At 67.9% G+C, this 16,114-nt stretch carries 15 protein-coding genes, 1 tRNA gene and 1 pseudogene; 8 read left to right on the forward strand and 9 right to left on the reverse strand.

Going from position 1 to position 16,114, the window contains the following annotated elements; genetic code table 11:
- Positions 1-315 precede the first annotated feature (315 nt).
- Positions 316-591 (forward strand): DUF4158 domain-containing protein, encoded by a 276-nt coding sequence (locus ACYVAN_RS20635; protein WP_460962099.1) that lies wholly within the window; start codon positions 316-318, stop codon positions 589-591.
- On the opposite strand, the gene ACYVAN_RS20640 is transcribed toward ACYVAN_RS20635, so the two are convergent.
- From ACYVAN_RS20640 to ACYVAN_RS20675, 8 genes and pseudogenes are all read right to left on the reverse strand, one after another.
- The gene (locus tag ACYVAN_RS20640; protein ID WP_460962584.1) at positions 578-1,222 is read right to left on the reverse strand and encodes a phosphatase PAP2 family protein; all 645 of its coding nucleotides are present in this window, start codon (positions 1,220-1,222) and stop codon (positions 578-580) included. The two genes, ACYVAN_RS20635 and ACYVAN_RS20640, sit on opposite strands and share 14 nt — an antisense overlap.
- A gap of 102 nt (positions 1,223-1,324) precedes the next feature.
- Positions 1,325-1,525: pseudogene (locus ACYVAN_RS20645) on the reverse strand (DUF6545 domain-containing protein); the annotation flags it as partial.
- Between the two features lie 904 nt (positions 1,526-2,429).
- On the reverse strand, positions 2,430-2,972 hold the full coding sequence (locus ACYVAN_RS20650) for a hypothetical protein (RefSeq protein ID WP_460962101.1): 543 nt from the start codon (positions 2,970-2,972) through the stop codon (positions 2,430-2,432).
- Between the two features lie 67 nt (positions 2,973-3,039).
- Positions 3,040-3,438 carry a helix-turn-helix domain-containing protein gene (locus ACYVAN_RS20655; RefSeq protein WP_460962103.1) on the reverse strand — a complete coding sequence of 133 codons (399 nt, stop codon included), beginning with the start codon at positions 3,436-3,438 and terminating at the stop codon, positions 3,040-3,042.
- A gap of 456 nt (positions 3,439-3,894) precedes the next feature.
- Positions 3,895-4,509 carry a helix-turn-helix domain-containing protein gene (locus ACYVAN_RS20660; protein WP_460962105.1) on the reverse strand — a complete coding sequence of 205 codons (615 nt, stop codon included), beginning with the start codon at positions 4,507-4,509 and terminating at the stop codon, positions 3,895-3,897.
- Positions 4,510-4,814: 305 nt separating this feature from the next.
- Positions 4,815-4,886: transfer RNA gene (locus ACYVAN_RS20665), tRNA-Val, on the reverse strand.
- Positions 4,887-4,931: 45 nt separating this feature from the next.
- Positions 4,932-5,396 carry a peroxiredoxin gene (locus ACYVAN_RS20670; protein WP_460962106.1) on the reverse strand — a complete coding sequence of 155 codons (465 nt, stop codon included), beginning with the start codon at positions 5,394-5,396 and terminating at the stop codon, positions 4,932-4,934.
- A 114-nt stretch (positions 5,397-5,510) separates the two neighbouring features.
- Positions 5,511-5,945: a DUF3052 domain-containing protein gene (locus ACYVAN_RS20675; protein WP_460962108.1), complete on the reverse strand. Its 435-nt coding sequence runs from the start codon at positions 5,943-5,945 to the stop codon at positions 5,511-5,513.
- A gap of 295 nt (positions 5,946-6,240) precedes the next feature.
- Between ACYVAN_RS20675 and aceE the strand changes: the two genes are divergently transcribed.
- Positions 6,241-9,015, forward strand: coding sequence for a pyruvate dehydrogenase (acetyl-transferring), homodimeric type (gene aceE / locus ACYVAN_RS20680; RefSeq protein WP_460962110.1), 2,775 nt, complete (start codon positions 6,241-6,243; stop codon positions 9,013-9,015).
- A 372-nt stretch (positions 9,016-9,387) separates the two neighbouring features.
- Entirely contained in the window at positions 9,388-9,624 is a 237-nt protein-coding gene (locus tag ACYVAN_RS20685) for a DUF3263 domain-containing protein (RefSeq protein WP_460962112.1), read from the forward strand.
- A 201-nt stretch (positions 9,625-9,825) separates the two neighbouring features.
- Here ACYVAN_RS20685 and ACYVAN_RS20690 read toward each other — a convergent pair whose 3' ends face one another.
- Entirely contained in the window at positions 9,826-10,806 is a 981-nt protein-coding gene (locus ACYVAN_RS20690) for a peptidoglycan recognition protein family protein (protein ID WP_460962114.1), read from the reverse strand.
- 224 nt (positions 10,807-11,030) lie between these two features.
- Between ACYVAN_RS20690 and ACYVAN_RS20695 the strand changes: the two genes are divergently transcribed.
- From ACYVAN_RS20695 to ACYVAN_RS20715, 5 genes are all read left to right on the forward strand, one after another.
- The gene (locus tag ACYVAN_RS20695; protein WP_460962115.1) at positions 11,031-12,245 is read left to right on the forward strand and encodes a PucR family transcriptional regulator; all 1,215 of its coding nucleotides are present in this window, start codon (positions 11,031-11,033) and stop codon (positions 12,243-12,245) included.
- 385 nt (positions 12,246-12,630) lie between these two features.
- Positions 12,631-13,560, forward strand: a complete 930-nt coding sequence (locus ACYVAN_RS20700) for an ACP S-malonyltransferase (RefSeq protein WP_460962117.1) — start codon at positions 12,631-12,633, stop codon at positions 13,558-13,560.
- Positions 13,557-14,540 carry a beta-ketoacyl-ACP synthase III gene (locus tag ACYVAN_RS20705; protein ID WP_460962119.1) on the forward strand — a complete coding sequence of 328 codons (984 nt, stop codon included), beginning with the start codon at positions 13,557-13,559 and terminating at the stop codon, positions 14,538-14,540. Before ACYVAN_RS20700 ends, ACYVAN_RS20705 begins: the two co-directional genes overlap by 4 nt.
- Before the next feature lie 74 nt (positions 14,541-14,614).
- On the forward strand, positions 14,615-14,854 hold the full coding sequence (locus tag ACYVAN_RS20710) for an acyl carrier protein (protein WP_460962121.1): 240 nt from the start codon (positions 14,615-14,617) through the stop codon (positions 14,852-14,854).
- On the forward strand, positions 14,851-16,104 hold the full coding sequence (locus tag ACYVAN_RS20715) for a beta-ketoacyl-[acyl-carrier-protein] synthase family protein (RefSeq protein WP_460962123.1): 1,254 nt from the start codon (positions 14,851-14,853) through the stop codon (positions 16,102-16,104). The genes ACYVAN_RS20710 and ACYVAN_RS20715 overlap by 4 nt, the downstream gene beginning before the upstream one ends.
- The last annotated feature ends 10 nt before the right edge of the window (positions 16,105-16,114 follow it).

The following is a 16,114-nucleotide window of genomic DNA, read 5'->3' on the forward strand; positions in this document are numbered from 1 at the left end:
ATCGATCACCAGGAGGGCCTGTGTTCTAGGCGAAGCAGGTGGCGCCCCTACCGGCGCGCACATGCTGTGGCTACTGCTTAACCGACAAAATCTTAGCCCAGTCCGGTCCATGGTCAGCATCCGAAGGGACGATCACGTCCGTCACAGGACCACCCGCATCCGACACCAGCCACTTCGTTGACCGACATGCCCGGCAACCAGGCAGTTGCGCAGCCAACCCCGATCACGAAGGACGTGAGTTTGGTCTCGCCCTGACGTTGGAAGAGTAGGCCGAGCTCGACGTTCCGCGATCAGGGCAGCCGTGAGCACTTGCCAGTGGAGTTTCTGACCGACGAGCAGGCTGCCGGGTTTGGCCGGTTCACCGAGTGCCCGTCGCAGGCGGAGTTGGAGCGGGTGTTCCTGCTCGACGATGCCGACCGGGCCGAGGTGGCTAAGCGGCGCGGTGCAGCGCGACCGAGTGGGATCTGGAGCAGGTGTGTGCCGCGATCGAGCAGGTGGTCGAGCCCAGACAGCTCGATGCCGAAGCACGCGACCGGGAACAGTTCAACGGGCGGTGACCGGGCAGCCTTCCGTGGTGTTAGATCAGGGTGACGTAGAGCCCGCCGCCGACGATCGCGCCGACGATGGCACCGCCGATGACCTGGGTCGGGGTGTGGTCGCGGATTGCGACCCGGGACCAGCCGATCGCGGCGACGAGCACGGCCAGCAGGCAGAGGATGGGGGAGTAGGTCGCGGCGAGGATGACGACGGCGCCACCGGCGACGGCGGTGTGCATCGAGACCTTCCACCGGGTCGTGATCGCGCCAGTGACGATCAGAGTGGTGATCATGCTGATGTCCAGGGCGATCAGCAGCCACGGGGCGCCGCCGAAGATCAGCGCGGCGAGCCCGCCGAGGCTGAAGGCGATCAGGGCGAGGAAGGGGACCAGGCGCCCCTCGCGGTTGCGGACGTGGTGTCCGTCCCAGCGTCCGGTCTTGGCGCCCCACACGATGATGCCCATCGGCAGGATGCTGCTGGTCAGAGCGACGATCAGTCCCCAGAGCAGGGTGGGCACGGGTGCGTGGGTGACTTGCCAGGCCACGGCCAGCGGCAGCAGCAGCACGATCACCCACGGGGCGAGGATCTCGGTGAGAATCCGGGCCACGGCGGTGCCGAGGGTGCGTTGCGGGCCAGCTTCCGGCTCGGTCCGGCCCTGGGCGTGCTCGGATTCAGCGCTGGTCACGGGACTCCTTCTCGGCAGTGCTGCGGTCGTCGACGGCGGTACGCGACGGTACGCACGGGCGACGCGCCGCAGCCAGGCGGCCTCGGCGTCGAGGTCGCCTGCTTCGCGCTGAGGTGATGGGGCGGGCGGCTCGGAGACCGGAGGCGCGGTTCCTTGCTCGACTTCGTGCAGCGCGTCGCGGATCTCGATGGCTTCCCGGACGGCTTCTGGATCTCGGGTTCCTGGTGAGGTGCTCTCGTGGGGTATGCGGTATGGCGCGAGCAGCAGGAGTCCGTCTTCGATCTCGACGACGCGGCGGGCCAAGCGCCAGGCGATCGCGGTGGGTTGACCCGGTTAGGTGCGGCTGACCTCGGGGAAGGTGGCGTGCAGCGCCGACCACAAAGGGCGGAGCGCCTGGTGGGTGCGGTAGTGCCGCACCCACCGGACGGGGGTGGCGACCGCCGGTCCCCATGCCGGCATCGTGACGCCGATGCCGGCATGGGGACACGCAGGTTGCGGAGAGAATGGCGGAGGCCAGGATCTCCCAGCCGCCGGGGTCGCCAGCGAGCACGGTTATCGCGGCCAGGATCTTCACCACGGCCCAGCCGATCCCGACGGCGGCACCGACTCGGGCCATGCCGAGTCCGCGCCGCAGCCAGGGGCGTGCCGACAGCCGCGCGTAGTAGGACATCAACCGTACGAAGTTCGCCAGGTTGTAGGCGACGTATCCGCAGAACACGGTGACGTAGGCCGTGATCTGCCAGTGGTCACCAGCGGCCGCCACGAAGTCGGGGGCCGATGGGATTCCCGCGCCGAGCAGCAGCAGCGTCATCGTCGCCAGCGCCGCGGCGAGGATCACGACCTGGCGGCGGACGGAGGGACGGGCGTGTTCGGGTGCGTACACCAGGTGCAGCAGCAGCGCGTGCACCGACCACGCGGCGACCATCGCCAGGCTGTTGGCGAGCCACCGGGTGAAGTTGCTGAAGAGCTCCACCGGTATCAGCAGCTCCACGGTCAGCGGTGCCGCGAGCGCGGCCGAGCAGCCCACGGCTGCCACGGCTGCGCAGAGGTAGATCACTCCGGGGGTCAGGCGCCGCCGCGCCCGATAGAGGCGCAGCCCCGCCGAGGACACGGCGATCACACCGGCGAGCCACATCAACATGCTTCCCATTGCCGGGAAGTATCTCGTGTCGGATCTACAGGTCGTCGAAGGTGGCGGTCACCCGGTTCAGCGCTGCCGAGGTGCGCGCGTCGAGCTTGCGTTCGCGCCGCGTCGACTCTGCCGGGCGATGCGCGCAAGGATCATGGTCGCGATGGTTTCGGCCTCGTGTTCTTCGGCCTCGACCGACACCCGGTCGAGGAGGTGGGCGAACGCGGCCGGCGCCAAGTGGGGGGCGCGCTGCTGGGCTTCCTGCACCGAGAGGACGCAGCGGCCGCGGTGCTCGGAGATCACGTGCCCGATCTCGTGCAGAATGATGTGGTCCTGATGCACCGAGCTGGTGTTCTCGGCGTAGCCGATGATGTCGTAATCGTCGCGGCGCTGCCAGGCACCGGTGCTCTCGCCGACGGTCCAGCGCACGACGGTCCAGCGCACCGGCACGAGGTCGATGTCGCGGCCGCGGTGGCGTTCCAGTCGGTCGCAGAACTCGTTGATGTCCCACGGATTCGGCAGGCCGATCGTCCGCAGCAGGTGCTCGACGCGGGGTTCGCAGCGTGCGCGGAGTTCGGTCCACTCCACCGTCACGCTCAACCCCTGTAGCTCTTCGGCCACGCTGAAGGGTACTAACCGCAGGCACCGCGGCACGACCCCCGGTTCGGATCTCCCGAAGATCATCGTCTCATGCGTCTTCGCTGGTCCTGGACGAGCGCTTGCGCCGGCGGCGGCTGCGGCCCTGGTGTTCGTAGTCGGCGAGGTTGTCGATCATCGTGGACACCGCGTTGCGGTGCTCCGGGCTCAGCGTGTTGATGCGCTGGGCGATCTCGCCGGCTCCGGTGTCGCGCCAGTCGATCACGTCGCTGATCTCGGCGTCGACCTGCCGGGTCACCTCGTCATCGAAGAAGTAGCTCGGCGGCACGCCGAAGAACGTCGCCAGGGCTTCGATGTAGTGCTTGCGCGGGTTGGGCTGCTTGCCGTTGGCGAGCTGCTGCACGTAGGCCGCGGTCATCGCGCCGGGATGGTCTTTGATCCCCGCTTCGATCTCGCGGTAGCTGTACGACCCCCGATCCGGGGGGTGCACGGTCTTGATCAGGTGGGCCAGTTTCGCAGCAAAGGTCTAGAGTCGTGGAATCCCTTTCCAGACAGGTGTGGGGCTGGCCAGGACCCGGCCAGCCCCACTTGCAGAGCACCTCAGCGCGTGCGCGACGCCTGGCCTGCGGCCTGCCGCACTCGCTGCAGCGCGGCCTGCGAGGCCGCGCTCAACTCGGTGTTGGTCCGGGCCAGTTTCACGTCGCGCCAGTCGCTCATCGTGCCCATGAGTGCTCCTCTCCGAGAGGTACGGTGCCTCGGGCCCCGTCGAATACGTGCGACGGATGGCGGGCGAGATCACCGACGCACAGCCACATCGAGCTGTGAACGTCACCAGCTTCACCAGCTTCGAAGCCTTCCGAGAGTGGTGCCGGGCGCCCTGGAGCGGTTGCGCGTCGTCGACACGCTCAACGCCCGGAACGCACGAACCTCTCGACGCGCGCTGGACTCAGAGCAGCTTCTCCAGGGCATCGGCAGCGACCGCGCACCGGAATCCGGTGTCGTCATCGCACATCGTCTCCGCCGCGTCGTTGAACGACGATGGTGTGGCCCGGTCGAACGGACTCGTCCAGGCTCCGCCCTTCAGCTCGTGTCGGCCCGGAGTCGACTCGGTCGAGCACCATTCAAGTTCCTGCGGGTACTGGCCATCGGTCCAGTGCTGCGGCGGAGTATGTCCCGTCGCCGCCACGAACCGGGCGTACTCCGCGTTGCTCACCGGATGAACATCGATGTAGAACGCCGGAAGCCACACCGGCTCATTGCTCGGCCCCGACTGGAAAACGCTTCCGTCGACCTTGACCATCGGGCTGCCGTCCGAAGGATGCCGGACCTCGCTGCTCCCGATCGGTTCGAGGCTCGCGCCCTCACCGGCCGCACCGGACACGAGCGAACCGTTGGTGAGGTGGGAGAAGCGCGCCCAAGTGTCTGAGTCGCTCCGATTCAGGCAGGTATCCAGCGCGGCTTGGTTGATCGGCCGCGGCCGAATGTCGCCCTTACCCGCCTCCCACTTGGAGATCATGCGCTCGCTGACACCGAGGTGAGCTGCGAACTCCCGGATACTCATCCGCACATGGCCTCCTGTGCCGGACACCAGCGCGGTCGTCCTCGCTGCCTGATTCTCCCGGCGGCGGGCTCCAACTCGCCTCTGTATTCCAGATCAGCGCCGACCCGTAGTGCTTGGCACACCGACTTCCTGGCACCGACCCGAACTCAGCCAGCGCAGACCTGACCGGCTGACCTCGGAACCGGGGAGACCCCATGCCGAAGAGAAGCAGCGCCGCGAGGCACGGTCGCGCAGTCAGTCACTCAGCACGGTAAAAGGGGTGGCACCACGAACGGCGCCACCCCTTTGACCTGCGTTTCTTTCGGTGGGCGCAGCTGGGTTCGAACCAGCGACCCCTTGCTTGTAAGGCAAGTGCTCTTCCGCTGAGCTATGCGCCCCGGTGGTGACCGACCACCGCCGGGAGGCGGCCGATCACCCAAGTGTCATGCGGAGAGTTCGGCCAGAGCCTTCTTCCATGCACCCTGGTCGCGAGCCTCGCCGGGCTCGTTGGCTTCCGCGAAGCGAACTTTACCCTCCCTGTCGATCAGGAAAGTGCCCCGGTTGGCCATGCCCGCCTTCTCGTTGAAGACCCCGTAGGCCTTGGCGGTCTCACCGTGCGGCCAGAAGTCCGACACCAGCGGGAAGGTGTATCCCTGTTCGTTCGCCCAAGCCTTGAGCGAGAACGGGGTGTCGACCGAAACGCCGATCACCTGAACGTCGTCGTTCTGGAAGTCCGCGAGGTCGTCCCGCACCTGGCACAGCTCGCCCTGGCAGACACCGCTGAAGGCGAACGGGTAGAAAACCAGGAGCACGTTCTTCTTGCCCCGGAAGTCGGACAGGGAAACCTGTTCCTTGTTGTAGTCCGGCAATGTGAAGTCCGGCGCCTCAGCACCGACCGCGAGCGTCATCTCGCACCCTTCTGTTCAGCCTGGGTTTCTGGTCCAACATCGAACTTACCGGATCACGCGCACGTGGTCCCGGTGGTGGATCCACAGACCCACCACCGGGACCATGACGAGTTGTCAGCGCTTCGACTTGGCCTTCCGGTAAGCCAACCGGGTGCCCATCCAGTTCTCCCCGAGGCTGGCGTTCGAGGTCTGGGCAAGGTTGGATGTCGATGCTGCTTCGGCGATGTCACTCGGTTCGACGTAACCAGGGCGACCCGTCTTCGGGGTCAGGACCCAGATCACGCCATCATCGTCCAGCGGCGTCATGACATCGAGAAGGGTGTCCGTCAGGTCGCCGTCGTCGTCGCGCCACCACAGCAGCACGGCATCAACCACTTCATCGGCGTCCTCGTCGAGGAGCTCACTTCCACAGCGTTCCTCGACCGCGGCACGGAGGCCGTCATCGACGTCCTCGTCCCAACCGATCTCCTGAATAACCATTTCCGGCTCGATGTCGAGCCTCTCGGCGACGTCGACTGCGCCTTTGCCGGCGTCTCCCGCGGCGACCACGGCGTTCTCACTCCTCCAAAGGGACCGGTGCGGCACCAATCCAGGCACCGCACTCGAGTTTTCAGGTCTGGCCGATAGCGAACACTGCCGACCGCCACCGGCGCAACTGCTGACGACAAGACACGCCGAAAGCGTTGCTGGTGGTCCGACTCTAAACGCTCCTAGTGGATACAAGATACGGGCATACCAGCCGGTAGTGGTGACGATGCGCGCATCCGGGGGAATGATGAGGGATGATGGACAGTGACGGGCGTCTCACCCGACGCCCGCTACAGCACGTAGTCGAGGAGTCTCTTTGTCCCCCCTCAACAACGACGGCGGACCCAAACCGACACAACGGGTGCGGGTCATTCGCGACGGACTCGCCTCGCATCTCCCGGACATCGATCCGGAGGAGACCGAAGAGTGGTTGCAGTCATTCGACTCGATGCTCGCCAACTCCGGCCAGCAGCGCGCGCGGTACCTGATGCTGCGCATGCTGCAACGGGCACGTGAGGGCGGCGTCGGCGTGCCATCACTGACCAGCACGGACTACGTCAACACGATCCCCACCGAACTCGAACCGTGGTTCCCCGGCGACGAGGAAACCGAGCGCCGGTACCGGGCGTGGATGCGCTGGAACGCCGCGATGATGGTGCACCGGGCGCAACGGCCGGGCATCGGCGTCGGCGGTCACATCTCCTCGTTCGCGTCCTCGGCCAGCCTCTACGAAGTGGGGTTCAACTGGTTCTTCCGCGGCAAGGACCATCCCGGCGGCGGTGACCACCTCTACATCCAGGGCCACGCCTCCCCCGGCATCTACGCGCGAGCCTTCCTCGAGGGCCGGTTGAGCACCGACCAGCTCGACGGGTTCCGCCAGGAGTACTCCCACGCGGGTCCGGGTGGCGGGCTGCCGTCCTACCCGCACCCGCGCCTGATGCCGGACTTCTGGGAGTTCCCGACCGTCTCGATGGGCCTCGGCCCGATGAACGCGATCTTCCAGGCGCGGTTCAACCGGTACTTGCACGATCGCGGCATCAAGGACACCAGCCAACAACAGGTCTGGGCGTTTCTGGGCGACGGCGAGATGAACGAGCCGGAGTCGCGGGGGCTGCTGCAAGTGGCGGCCAACGAAGCCCTGGACAACCTCACCTTCGTGATCAACTGCAACCTGCAGCAGCTCGACGGGCCGGTCCGCGGCAACGGCAAGATCGTCCAGGAGCTGGAATCGTTCTTCCGCGGCGCGGGCTGGAACGTGATCAAGGTGGTGTGGGGCCGCGAGTGGGACTCGCTGCTGCACGCCGACCGCGATGGCGCGCTCGTGAACCTGATGAACAACACGCCGGACGGTGACTTCCAGACCTACAAGGCCAACGACGGCGCCTACGTCCGGGAGCACTTCTTCGGCCGCGACCCGCGCACCAAGGACATGGTCAAGGACCTGACCGACGACGAGGTGTGGGCGCTGCGCCGCGGCGGCCACGACTACCGCAAGGTCCACGCCGCGTACAAGGCCGCGACCGAGCACCACGGGCAGCCGACCGTCATCCTCGCGAAGACGATCAAGGGCTACGGGCTCGGACCGCACTTCGAAGGCCGCAACGCCACCCACCAGATGAAGAAGATGACCCTGGACGACCTCAAGTTGTTCCGGGACAGCCTGCGCGTGCCGATCTCGGACGAGCAGTTGGAAGAGGACCCGTATCGGCCCCCGTACTACCACCCCGGCCAGGAGGCTCCCGAGATCGAGTACTTGCAGGAGCGTCGTACGCGGTTGGGCGGCTGGCTGCCCGAGCGGCGCACGAAGTCGAAGGCGTTGGTCCTGCCCGGCGACAAGGTCTACGACGTGATCCGGCGCGGATCCGGCAAGCAGGAAGTCGCCACCACGATGGCGTTCGTCCGGCTGATCAAGGACCTGGCCAAGGACCCGGAGATCGGATCGCGTCTCGTGCCGATCATCCCGGACGAGGCCCGCACGTTCGGGATGGACTCGATGTTCCCGTCGCAGAAGATCTACAACCCCGACGGGCAGTCCTACACGCCGGTGGACTACCAGCTGATGCTGGCCTACCGAGAGAGCGAGCAGGGGCAGATCCTGCACGAGGGGATCGACGAAGCGGGATCGGTCGCGACGTTCACCGCCGCGGGCACCAGCTACGCCACCCACGGCGAACCGATGATCCCGATCTACATCTTCTACTCGATGTTCGGGTTCCAGCGCACCGGCGACAGCTTCTGGGCCGCCGGCGACCAGATGGCGCGGGGATTCGCCCTGGGCGCCACGGCGGGCCGGACGACGCTGGTCGGCGAGGGACTGCAGCACGCGGACGGCCATTCGATGCTGCTCGCCGCCTCGAACCCGGCGGCGGTCAGCTACGACCCGAGCTGGGCGTTCGAGGTGGCGCACATCGTCAAGGACGGTCTGCGCCGGATGTACGGCGACGACGCCGAGAACGTCTTCTACTACCTGACCGTCTACAACGAGCCCTACCAGCAGCCCGCCGAGCCGGAAGACCTCGACGTGGACGGCCTGCTGCGCGGCTTGTACCGGTATCGCCCCGCGTCCGGGGATTCGGGTCCGCGGACGAAGATCCTCACCTCCGGGGTGACCATGCCCGAGGCGTTGCGCGCCCAGGAGCTGCTCGCCGATGACTGGGGCGTGCGCGCCGATGTGTGGTCGGCGACGTCCTGGACCGAGCTCCGCCGGGAGGCCGAGGCGGCCGACCGCCACAACCTGCTGCATCCGGACGCCGAACAGCGGGTCCCGTACGTGACGCGGGTGTTGTCGGAGTCGGACGGACCGGTGGTGGCGGTCAGCGACTGGATGCGTGCCGTGCCGGATCTGATCCGCCCGTGGGTGCCCGGTGAGATGCTCAGCCTGGGTGCCGACGGGTTCGGTTTCTCCGACACGCGTCCGGCGGCCCGCCGGGTGTTCCTGGTCGATGCGGAATCGACTGTGGTGGCGACGCTGTCGACGCTAGCCCGCACCGGCGCTGTCGACGCTTCGAAGGTGTCCGAGGCCGCCCGCAAGTACCGGATCGACGACGTGCGGGCCGCCGGTCCGCAGACGAGCGACCCCGGCGACGCCTGATGTCGGGTTCGGGGCTCGTGCACACCGCGCGAGCCCCGAACCGGTCCCTCCCCGACCGTCTCCGTCCTGGTTCGGGTGAGCGCACTCGTGTCGACGCCCGCCTGCTGCGGCGATACCTGTGTTCTGCGGCACGAGCAGGTCCGAGCGTCCGCGCTTCTCCGCGCGCTCCACGTTGTCGACGCGGGCTTGCGGTCACCCGCCGGTCGGTGACTTCCTGGGTGGCTGCCAGAATCGCCGCGGCCAACCGGGCCACCGGATGTGATCGCGGCCACAGTGATGATCGTCGCCGAAACGGTCTATCGAACACGCGTGCCCACGCCGGTAAACTTGATCGGGCTGCGACTCGAACAGCAGCCGACGAGGAGGTGACCGGTGAACGAAACCGATCACGCCATCCTCAGCTTCGAAGGCGAGTGGTGGCGCTACGCGGGCAACAAGGAACGGGTCATCCAAGAACGTTTCGGGCTCTCCCCGGTGCGCTACTACCAGCGGCTCAACCGTCTCCTGGATCATCCGGACGCGCTCGCCGAACACCCCGCTCTGGTGAACCGGTTATTGCGATTACGGGATTCGCGAGCGGAACGGCGAGTCGCGGCACCGTACAACTGATCCGCCGCTGAACGGCCTGCATCGTGGCTGGCCCATCTCACGACTGGCCTATCTCGCTGCCGGCCCATCTCGCTGCCGGCCGTCTCGGGCGAGCAACCCGCCAGGGACCGCAACCGCATGCGCCGCCACTCCGAAGGCCACACCATGCATGTGCCGCCGCGACCGGCACCGCCAAATCGGCGAGGCCCAAGGGGCCGACCGTCAGTTCGGCGACACGGCTTTCGCCTGCTCTTCCGGTGACAGCTGCCGTTCTTGCTGGATGCGCACGAGTTCCGCGAGCAGCGGAGCTCCTCGCTCGGGGGTCAGCGCGGCGAAAGCGGCCTTGATCTGCTCCGGCTCGACCGGCTGCCCGGCACCGCGATCCTGCCCGGCACCAGGATCCTGCCCGTCCGCTTGCCCGTCCACCTGCTTCTGCCCAGGTTGCTGTTCTCCCGCGAGCAGACCGTTGACCAGGTCGACCAGCATCGCGACGATCGTGCGGGGCCCCAGCTCCGTACCCCAGCCCAGAATCTCGCCTTGCGGACCGCGCGGGCCGAGGAGTTCGTTCTCGATCCGCCGCAGAATCGCGTCCTGCTCCGGTGTCATCTCGGTCTCCTCATCCCTGTTCGCGAGCTCGGCGCGGAACCGTTCGAGGTCCACGTGTCCCGGATCCTGTTTGCCGGTGACGCTGGTTTCGCGGTGACCGCGAGCGGCGTCGTGCGGACTCCCCAGATGCGCCAGCACGGCGGCGGTCGCTCGCCGGGCCGCGACGTACTGCTCGGGGCTCGGCCCCTGCGCCACGCCCTGGTAGTCCCACTCGAAGCCGACATAGAGGACGTTGCCGTCCCCACTGGGAACCGGCCCGGAAGCCGTCGCCCGACCCGCGTGGTTGGCCCGCCCGGCGGCGATCAGGTGCACCACGCCGTCGAAGCCGATCACGGCGTGGCAGAGCGGCCCCGCGAGATCGGAACGACCGTCGATGCACAGTTGCACGCTGGGCGCGGGGTCCTCGTACGAGGCCGTGGCGGCCGTGTGGTGCTCGAGCACGCCGACCGGTTCGGGTTGCGGTCCGGAATCGGCGGTGCGTTCACGCCAGCCAGGTGTTTCCACCACCGCGAGCCCCGCCGCGCGCAGCACGTCCGCGAGCCAAACCAAGGGCAGCGCCATACCGATCACCTCTTCGTCGGGCCGTCGACGCTTCACGTGGTGCCGACGCTTCCTCATGGTGTCGCGATCGCGTTCGCTGATCCACAGCCCAACCGCGTGAAATCGCGGATTCGCCCGCCCGCGACCGTGCGCGGCCGCACTCCCCGCGCGGCTCCCGCACGGCGGCTCGGAGCGGGTGGGTACGGAACCGCGCGGAGCGTGTCGCGGTCGTCACGTGCCGCCCCTCCGGAAGATCGGTGCGCACGTGCGAGTCTGTTGGCATGGGTACCGAAAGTGCGGGTGGGCAGACCCCCCGCGCGCACGGGCAGTTGTCCACTGCCACTTTGCGCAACCTCGAACGCGCCTCGGGCGGGCTTGCTACGGCGAGCGTGAACGCCATGGAGGAGCAGCTGCCGTGGTTCCAGCGCCTGCCCGCCGACCAGCGAGCCAGCATCCTGCTGGTGACGCAGACCGGGGTGGCCAACTTCGTGTCCTGGTTGCAGGACCCGACCGAGGCGATCCGGTTGACCGCCGAAGCCTTCCGACTCGCCCCGCAAGACCTGTCCCGCTGGGTGAGCCTGCGGCAGACCCTGGAGATGGTTCGGGCGGCCATCGACGTGTTCGAGCAGCGGCTACCGGAGCTCGCCGACGGCGAGCAGGAGCACAAGCTGCTGACGGAGGCGATCCTGCGGTACACGCGGGAGATCGCGTTCGCCGCCGCGAACTCGTACGCCGCGGCGGCCGAATCGCGCGGCGCCTGGGACGCGCGGCTGGAGGCTCTGGTCGTGGATGGGATCGTGCGTGGCGATCCCGAGGAGTCCCTGCTCTCGCGCGCGGCCGCGCTGGGATGGGAGCCCTCGTCCGAGGCGACGGTGCTGGTGGGCAGCGCGCCGTCGGACGACCCCCGCACCATCGTCTACGAGGTGCGCCGCCGGGCCGCCCGAGCAGGCCGGCCGGTCCTGCTCGGGGTGCAGGGCACGCGGCTGGTGGTGGTGTTCGGTGGTCCGCCCGACGACCGGGAGCACCACCAGACCGCCACCCGGCTGACGGAGGCGTTCGCCGACGGGCCGGTCGTCGTAGGGCCGACCACACCGAGCCTCGCCGAGGCGCACCGCTCCGCCGCTGATGCGATGTCCGGGTTGCGCGCCGTGGTCGCGTGGCCGACGGCTCCCCGCCCGGTGCACGCCGGGGACCTCTTGCCGGAGCGCGCGCTCGCCGGTGATCCCGAGTCCGAACGCCAGCTGGTGGAGCGCATCGTGCTGCCGCTGGTCGATGCGGGCGGTGCGTTGCTCGAGACGATCGACGCCTATTTGGAGGTCGGCGGGGTGCTGGAGAACTGCGCGCGGCAGCTGTACGTGCATCCGAACACCGTTCGCTACCGATTGCGCCGCATCACCGAACTGACCGGGCGTACGCCTTCGAACGCGCGGGACGCGATGGTGCTGCGAGTCGGCCTGGCGGTCGGGCGGCTGGCGAAAGCGCGCGGATTGTGGTGACCCGCCAGCTGCCCTGCCTGCCGTAACGCCCCGCCGGGGCGGAACCGTGCGGTTTCGTGCGGACCGTCCCGGCATCGAAATCGCTCAGCGGCCGTATTTGGCTCGAATAGGACAGCGAACCGCGCAGCGAACCGAGCGTGCTCGAGATATTCGGAACCCGGATGGTTCGAAGCCCGAGCATCTCCCCGATGCGTGCACTCGATCGGCGTCGCTCCTGGACAACTTGTGTTGATCGCACAGTGAACCGCTCGGTAACCACCGGGGGGACTCACCCGCTGTCGACGCAGGGCAACGGGCGCGTTGTAGACACTCCACAATTTTGGGCCGCGTACTTCGTTTCTGTCAGCATCACTGCGACCATGCCGTGGGGTGTTGAGTTGCAAGCGTGATCGCGCTTCTTGCTCCCGGACAGGGGGCCCAAACCCCCGGCATGCTCCGACCCTGGCTCGAACTAGACGGCGTTGAGCAGCGTCTGTCCTCATGGTCCGAGAGCATCGGCCTCGACCTGGTCCGCCTCGGCACGACGGCTGACGCGGACGAAATCAAGGACACCGCCGTCACCCAACCGCTGGTGGTGGCGCTGTCGCTGATCGCGGCCGAACAGCTCCGTAACCGGATCGACCTCCCGGCAGGCACGCCCGTCGCCGGGCATTCGGTGGGTGAGCTCGCCGCCGCCGCGATCGCAGGGTCGCTGACCTTCGACGACGCGGTCTCGCTGGCAGCCGTGCGCGGCCGGGAGATGGCCGCGGCCTGCGCTCTCGAACCCACCGGCATGTCGGCAGTGATGGGCGGCGACCCGGAACAGGTCGTCAAGCACGTCGAACACCTCGGCCTCGACCCCGCCAACCGCAACGGCGCCGGTCAGCTCGTGGCAGCCGGACGCCTGCCCGCACTCGAAGAACTCGCCGCGCAGCCCCCCGAGGGCACCCGGGTACGCCCGCTACCGGTCGCGGGCGCGTTCCACACCCGCTTCATGGCCCCAGCGCGGGAGGCACTCGCCAAGCACGCCGCCGACATCGCGGCCGTGGACGCCGAACTGCCGCTGCTGTCCAACGCCGACGGCGCCGTCGCGAGCACTGCCGACGATGTCCTCCAGCGTCTGATCAACCAGGTGACCCGGTCCGTTCGCTGGGACAGCTGCATGAGCGCACTCGCCGAACGGGGAGTGCGCACCGTCGTCGAGCTGCCACCGGCGGGAACGCTCTCCGGGCTGGTTCGGCGCGAGCTCAAGGGCACCAATGCGGTGGCGTTGAAAACCCCTGACGACCTGGACAAGGCCGTCGACGTTCTGGCCGACTCCGGGAGCGACGCGTGACCAACCCACCCACGATGAAGCTGGCCACCGGCCCCGCGGCCACCAAGCTTCTCGGTTTCGGCAGCACCCAGGGCAACCGGGTGGTCACCAACCACGAGATCGCCGAGACCGTCGACACCAACGACGAGTGGATTCAGCAGCGAGTCGGGATCGTCAGCCGCCGTCTCGGCGAGGACGACCAGACCGTGGTGAACATGGCGGTCGAAGCCGGCTCGAAGGCGATCGCGGACGCGGGCCTGGCTCCGTCCGACATCGACCAGGTCATCATCGCCACCTGCACCATGCCCGCACCCATCCCGAACGCCGCCGCGCAGGTCGCCGACCGGATCGGCATCAGCGCATCCGGGGCGTTCGACGTCAACGCCGCCTGCGCCGGGTTCTGCTACGCGCTCGGCACGGCCTCCGACATGGTGCGCGCCGGATCGGCTCGCCGTGTCCTGGTCATCGGTGCCGAACGGTTCCAGGAGTGGCTGGACTGGGAGGACCGCGCGAACTGCATCATCTTCGCCGACGGCGCCGGCGCCACCGTGGTCGGTCCGGCCGACGAGCCCGGCATCGGACCGGCTTCGCTGGGCAGCGCCGGTGACCTCGTCGACACGATCTACCTGCGCGACAACAAGTACATCTACCAGGAAGGCCAGTCCGTCTTCCGGTGGGCGACCACGCAGATCGCCCCGGTCGCCGCGCGAGCGGTGGAGCTCGCCGGTCTCCAACTGTCCGACGTGGATGCTCTGGTCGCACACCAGGCCAACCTCCGCATCGTCGAGGCCATCGCCAAGAAGCTGCGCACGCAGGGCGCCCGTGAGGACCTCGTGCTCGCACGTGACATCGTGCATTCCGGCAACACCTCCGCCGCCTCCATCCCACTGGCCCTCGACCACATGCGGTCGGCGGGCGAGATCTCGAGCGGCGATGTGCTGCTGCTGGTCGGTTTCGGGGCAGGCTTGTCCTACGCCGGCCAGGTGGTGATCTGCCCGTGAGCGGATCACCGGACGATTCCCGAGCTATCGCGGGCACTTCCCGCGATGAGAAACCGCAAAAGGAAGGAACCATCGTGTCGAACGAGGAGATTGCCAAGGGCCTCGCCACCATCGTCGAGGAGGTCGCGGGTGTCGACGCGGACGACGTGACCATCGACAAGTCCTTCGTGGACGACCTGGACATCGACTCGTTGTCGATGGTCGAGATCGCCGTGCAGGCGGAGGACAAGTTCGGGGTCAAGATCCCCGACGACCAGTTGGCCAACCTCAAGACCGTCGGCGATGCGGTGGACTACATCGTCAAGAACGCATGACCACGACTGATGTCGTCATCACCGGGCTGGGCGCGACGACACCGCTGGGCGGTGACGTCGCGTCCACCTGGGATGGACTGATCAACGGCCACAGCGGTGCGCGCAGGCTCGAAGCCGAATGGGTCGACCGCTACGACCTCCCGGCCAAGATCGGTGCCCCGCTAGCGGTGGAACCGAGCGAGGTCCTGCCTCGCGTCCAGCTGCGCCGCATGGATCGCTGCGAACAGATCGCCGTGATCGCCGCGCGCCAAGCATGGAGCGATGCCGGGTACGAGCTGCCCACCGACGACGAGGAATCGGATTCGGTCGATCCGGATCGGCTCGGGGTTTCGATCGGTACCGGCATCGGCGGTCCGCTCACGCTCCTGCAGCAGGATGACCTGTTGGAGGACGGCGGGGTGCGCAAGGTCTCGCCGCTGACCGTGCCGATGCTGATGCCCAACGGCCCTGCCGCGCACGTCAGCCTCGACCTGCGCGCCCGTGCCGGGGCGCATTCGCCGGCTTCGGCGTGCGCGTCCGGGGCGGAAGGTCTCGCCAAGGGCTGGGAGATGATCCGGGCCGGTCTGGCCGACGTGGTGGTGGCCGGTGGTGCCGAATCGTGCATCCACCCGGTCACGATCGCCGGGTTCACCCAGGCCCGCACGCTGAGTACCCGCAACGACGAGCCCGAACTGGCTTCCCGTCCGTTCGACGTGGACCGCGACGGGTTCGTCATGGGCGAAGGCGCGGGTGTGGTGGTGCTGGAAAGCGCCGAGCACGCCAAGGCGCGTGGAGCCCGTGTTTACGGTCGCCTCGCCGGGATCGGCATCACCTCCGACGCGTACCACATCACCGGTAGCCATCCGGACGGCCTCGGCCAGATCAACGCGATCAACAAGGCCGTGCGCACCGGCGAACTGTCGGCATCCGACATCGGGCACGTCAACGCGCACGCGACATCGACCGTGGTGGGTGACGTGGGCGAGGCCAACTCGGTGCGCAAGGCGCTCGGTGACGAGGTCGCACTCACGGCACCGAAGGGTGCGCTGGGACATCTCGTCGGTGGCGCCGGGGCCGTCGAGAGCATCGCGACGATCCTGTCGCTGTACAACGGTCTGATTCCGGCGACCCGGAATCTGGACACCGTCGATCCGAAGGTCGAGCTCGACGTGGTGACCGACAAGCCCAGGCATGTCGAGCACACCGCCGCGATCAACGACGCGTTCGGATTCGGTGGGCACAACGTGGCACTCGCCTTCACCCAGGCATGACCGGTCGGCA

This window comes from Parasphingorhabdus pacifica (genome assembly GCF_054779195.1).

Excerpts from the sequence above, each read along its gene's own strand:
- ACYVAN_RS20660 (WP_460962105.1), bottom strand. The coding sequence starts at position 4,509 with ATGAGTATCCGGGAGTTCGCAGCTCACCTCGGTGTCAGCGAGCGCATG.
- ACYVAN_RS20670 (WP_460962106.1), bottom strand. The coding sequence starts at position 5,396 with ATGACGCTCGCGGTCGGTGCTGAGGCGCCGGACTTCACATTGCCGGAC.
- ACYVAN_RS20715 (WP_460962123.1), top strand. The coding sequence starts at position 14,851 with ATGACCACGACTGATGTCGTCATCACCGGGCTGGGCGCGACGACACCG.
- ACYVAN_RS20695 (WP_460962115.1), top strand. The coding sequence starts at position 11,031 with ATGGGTACCGAAAGTGCGGGTGGGCAGACCCCCCGCGCGCACGGGCAG.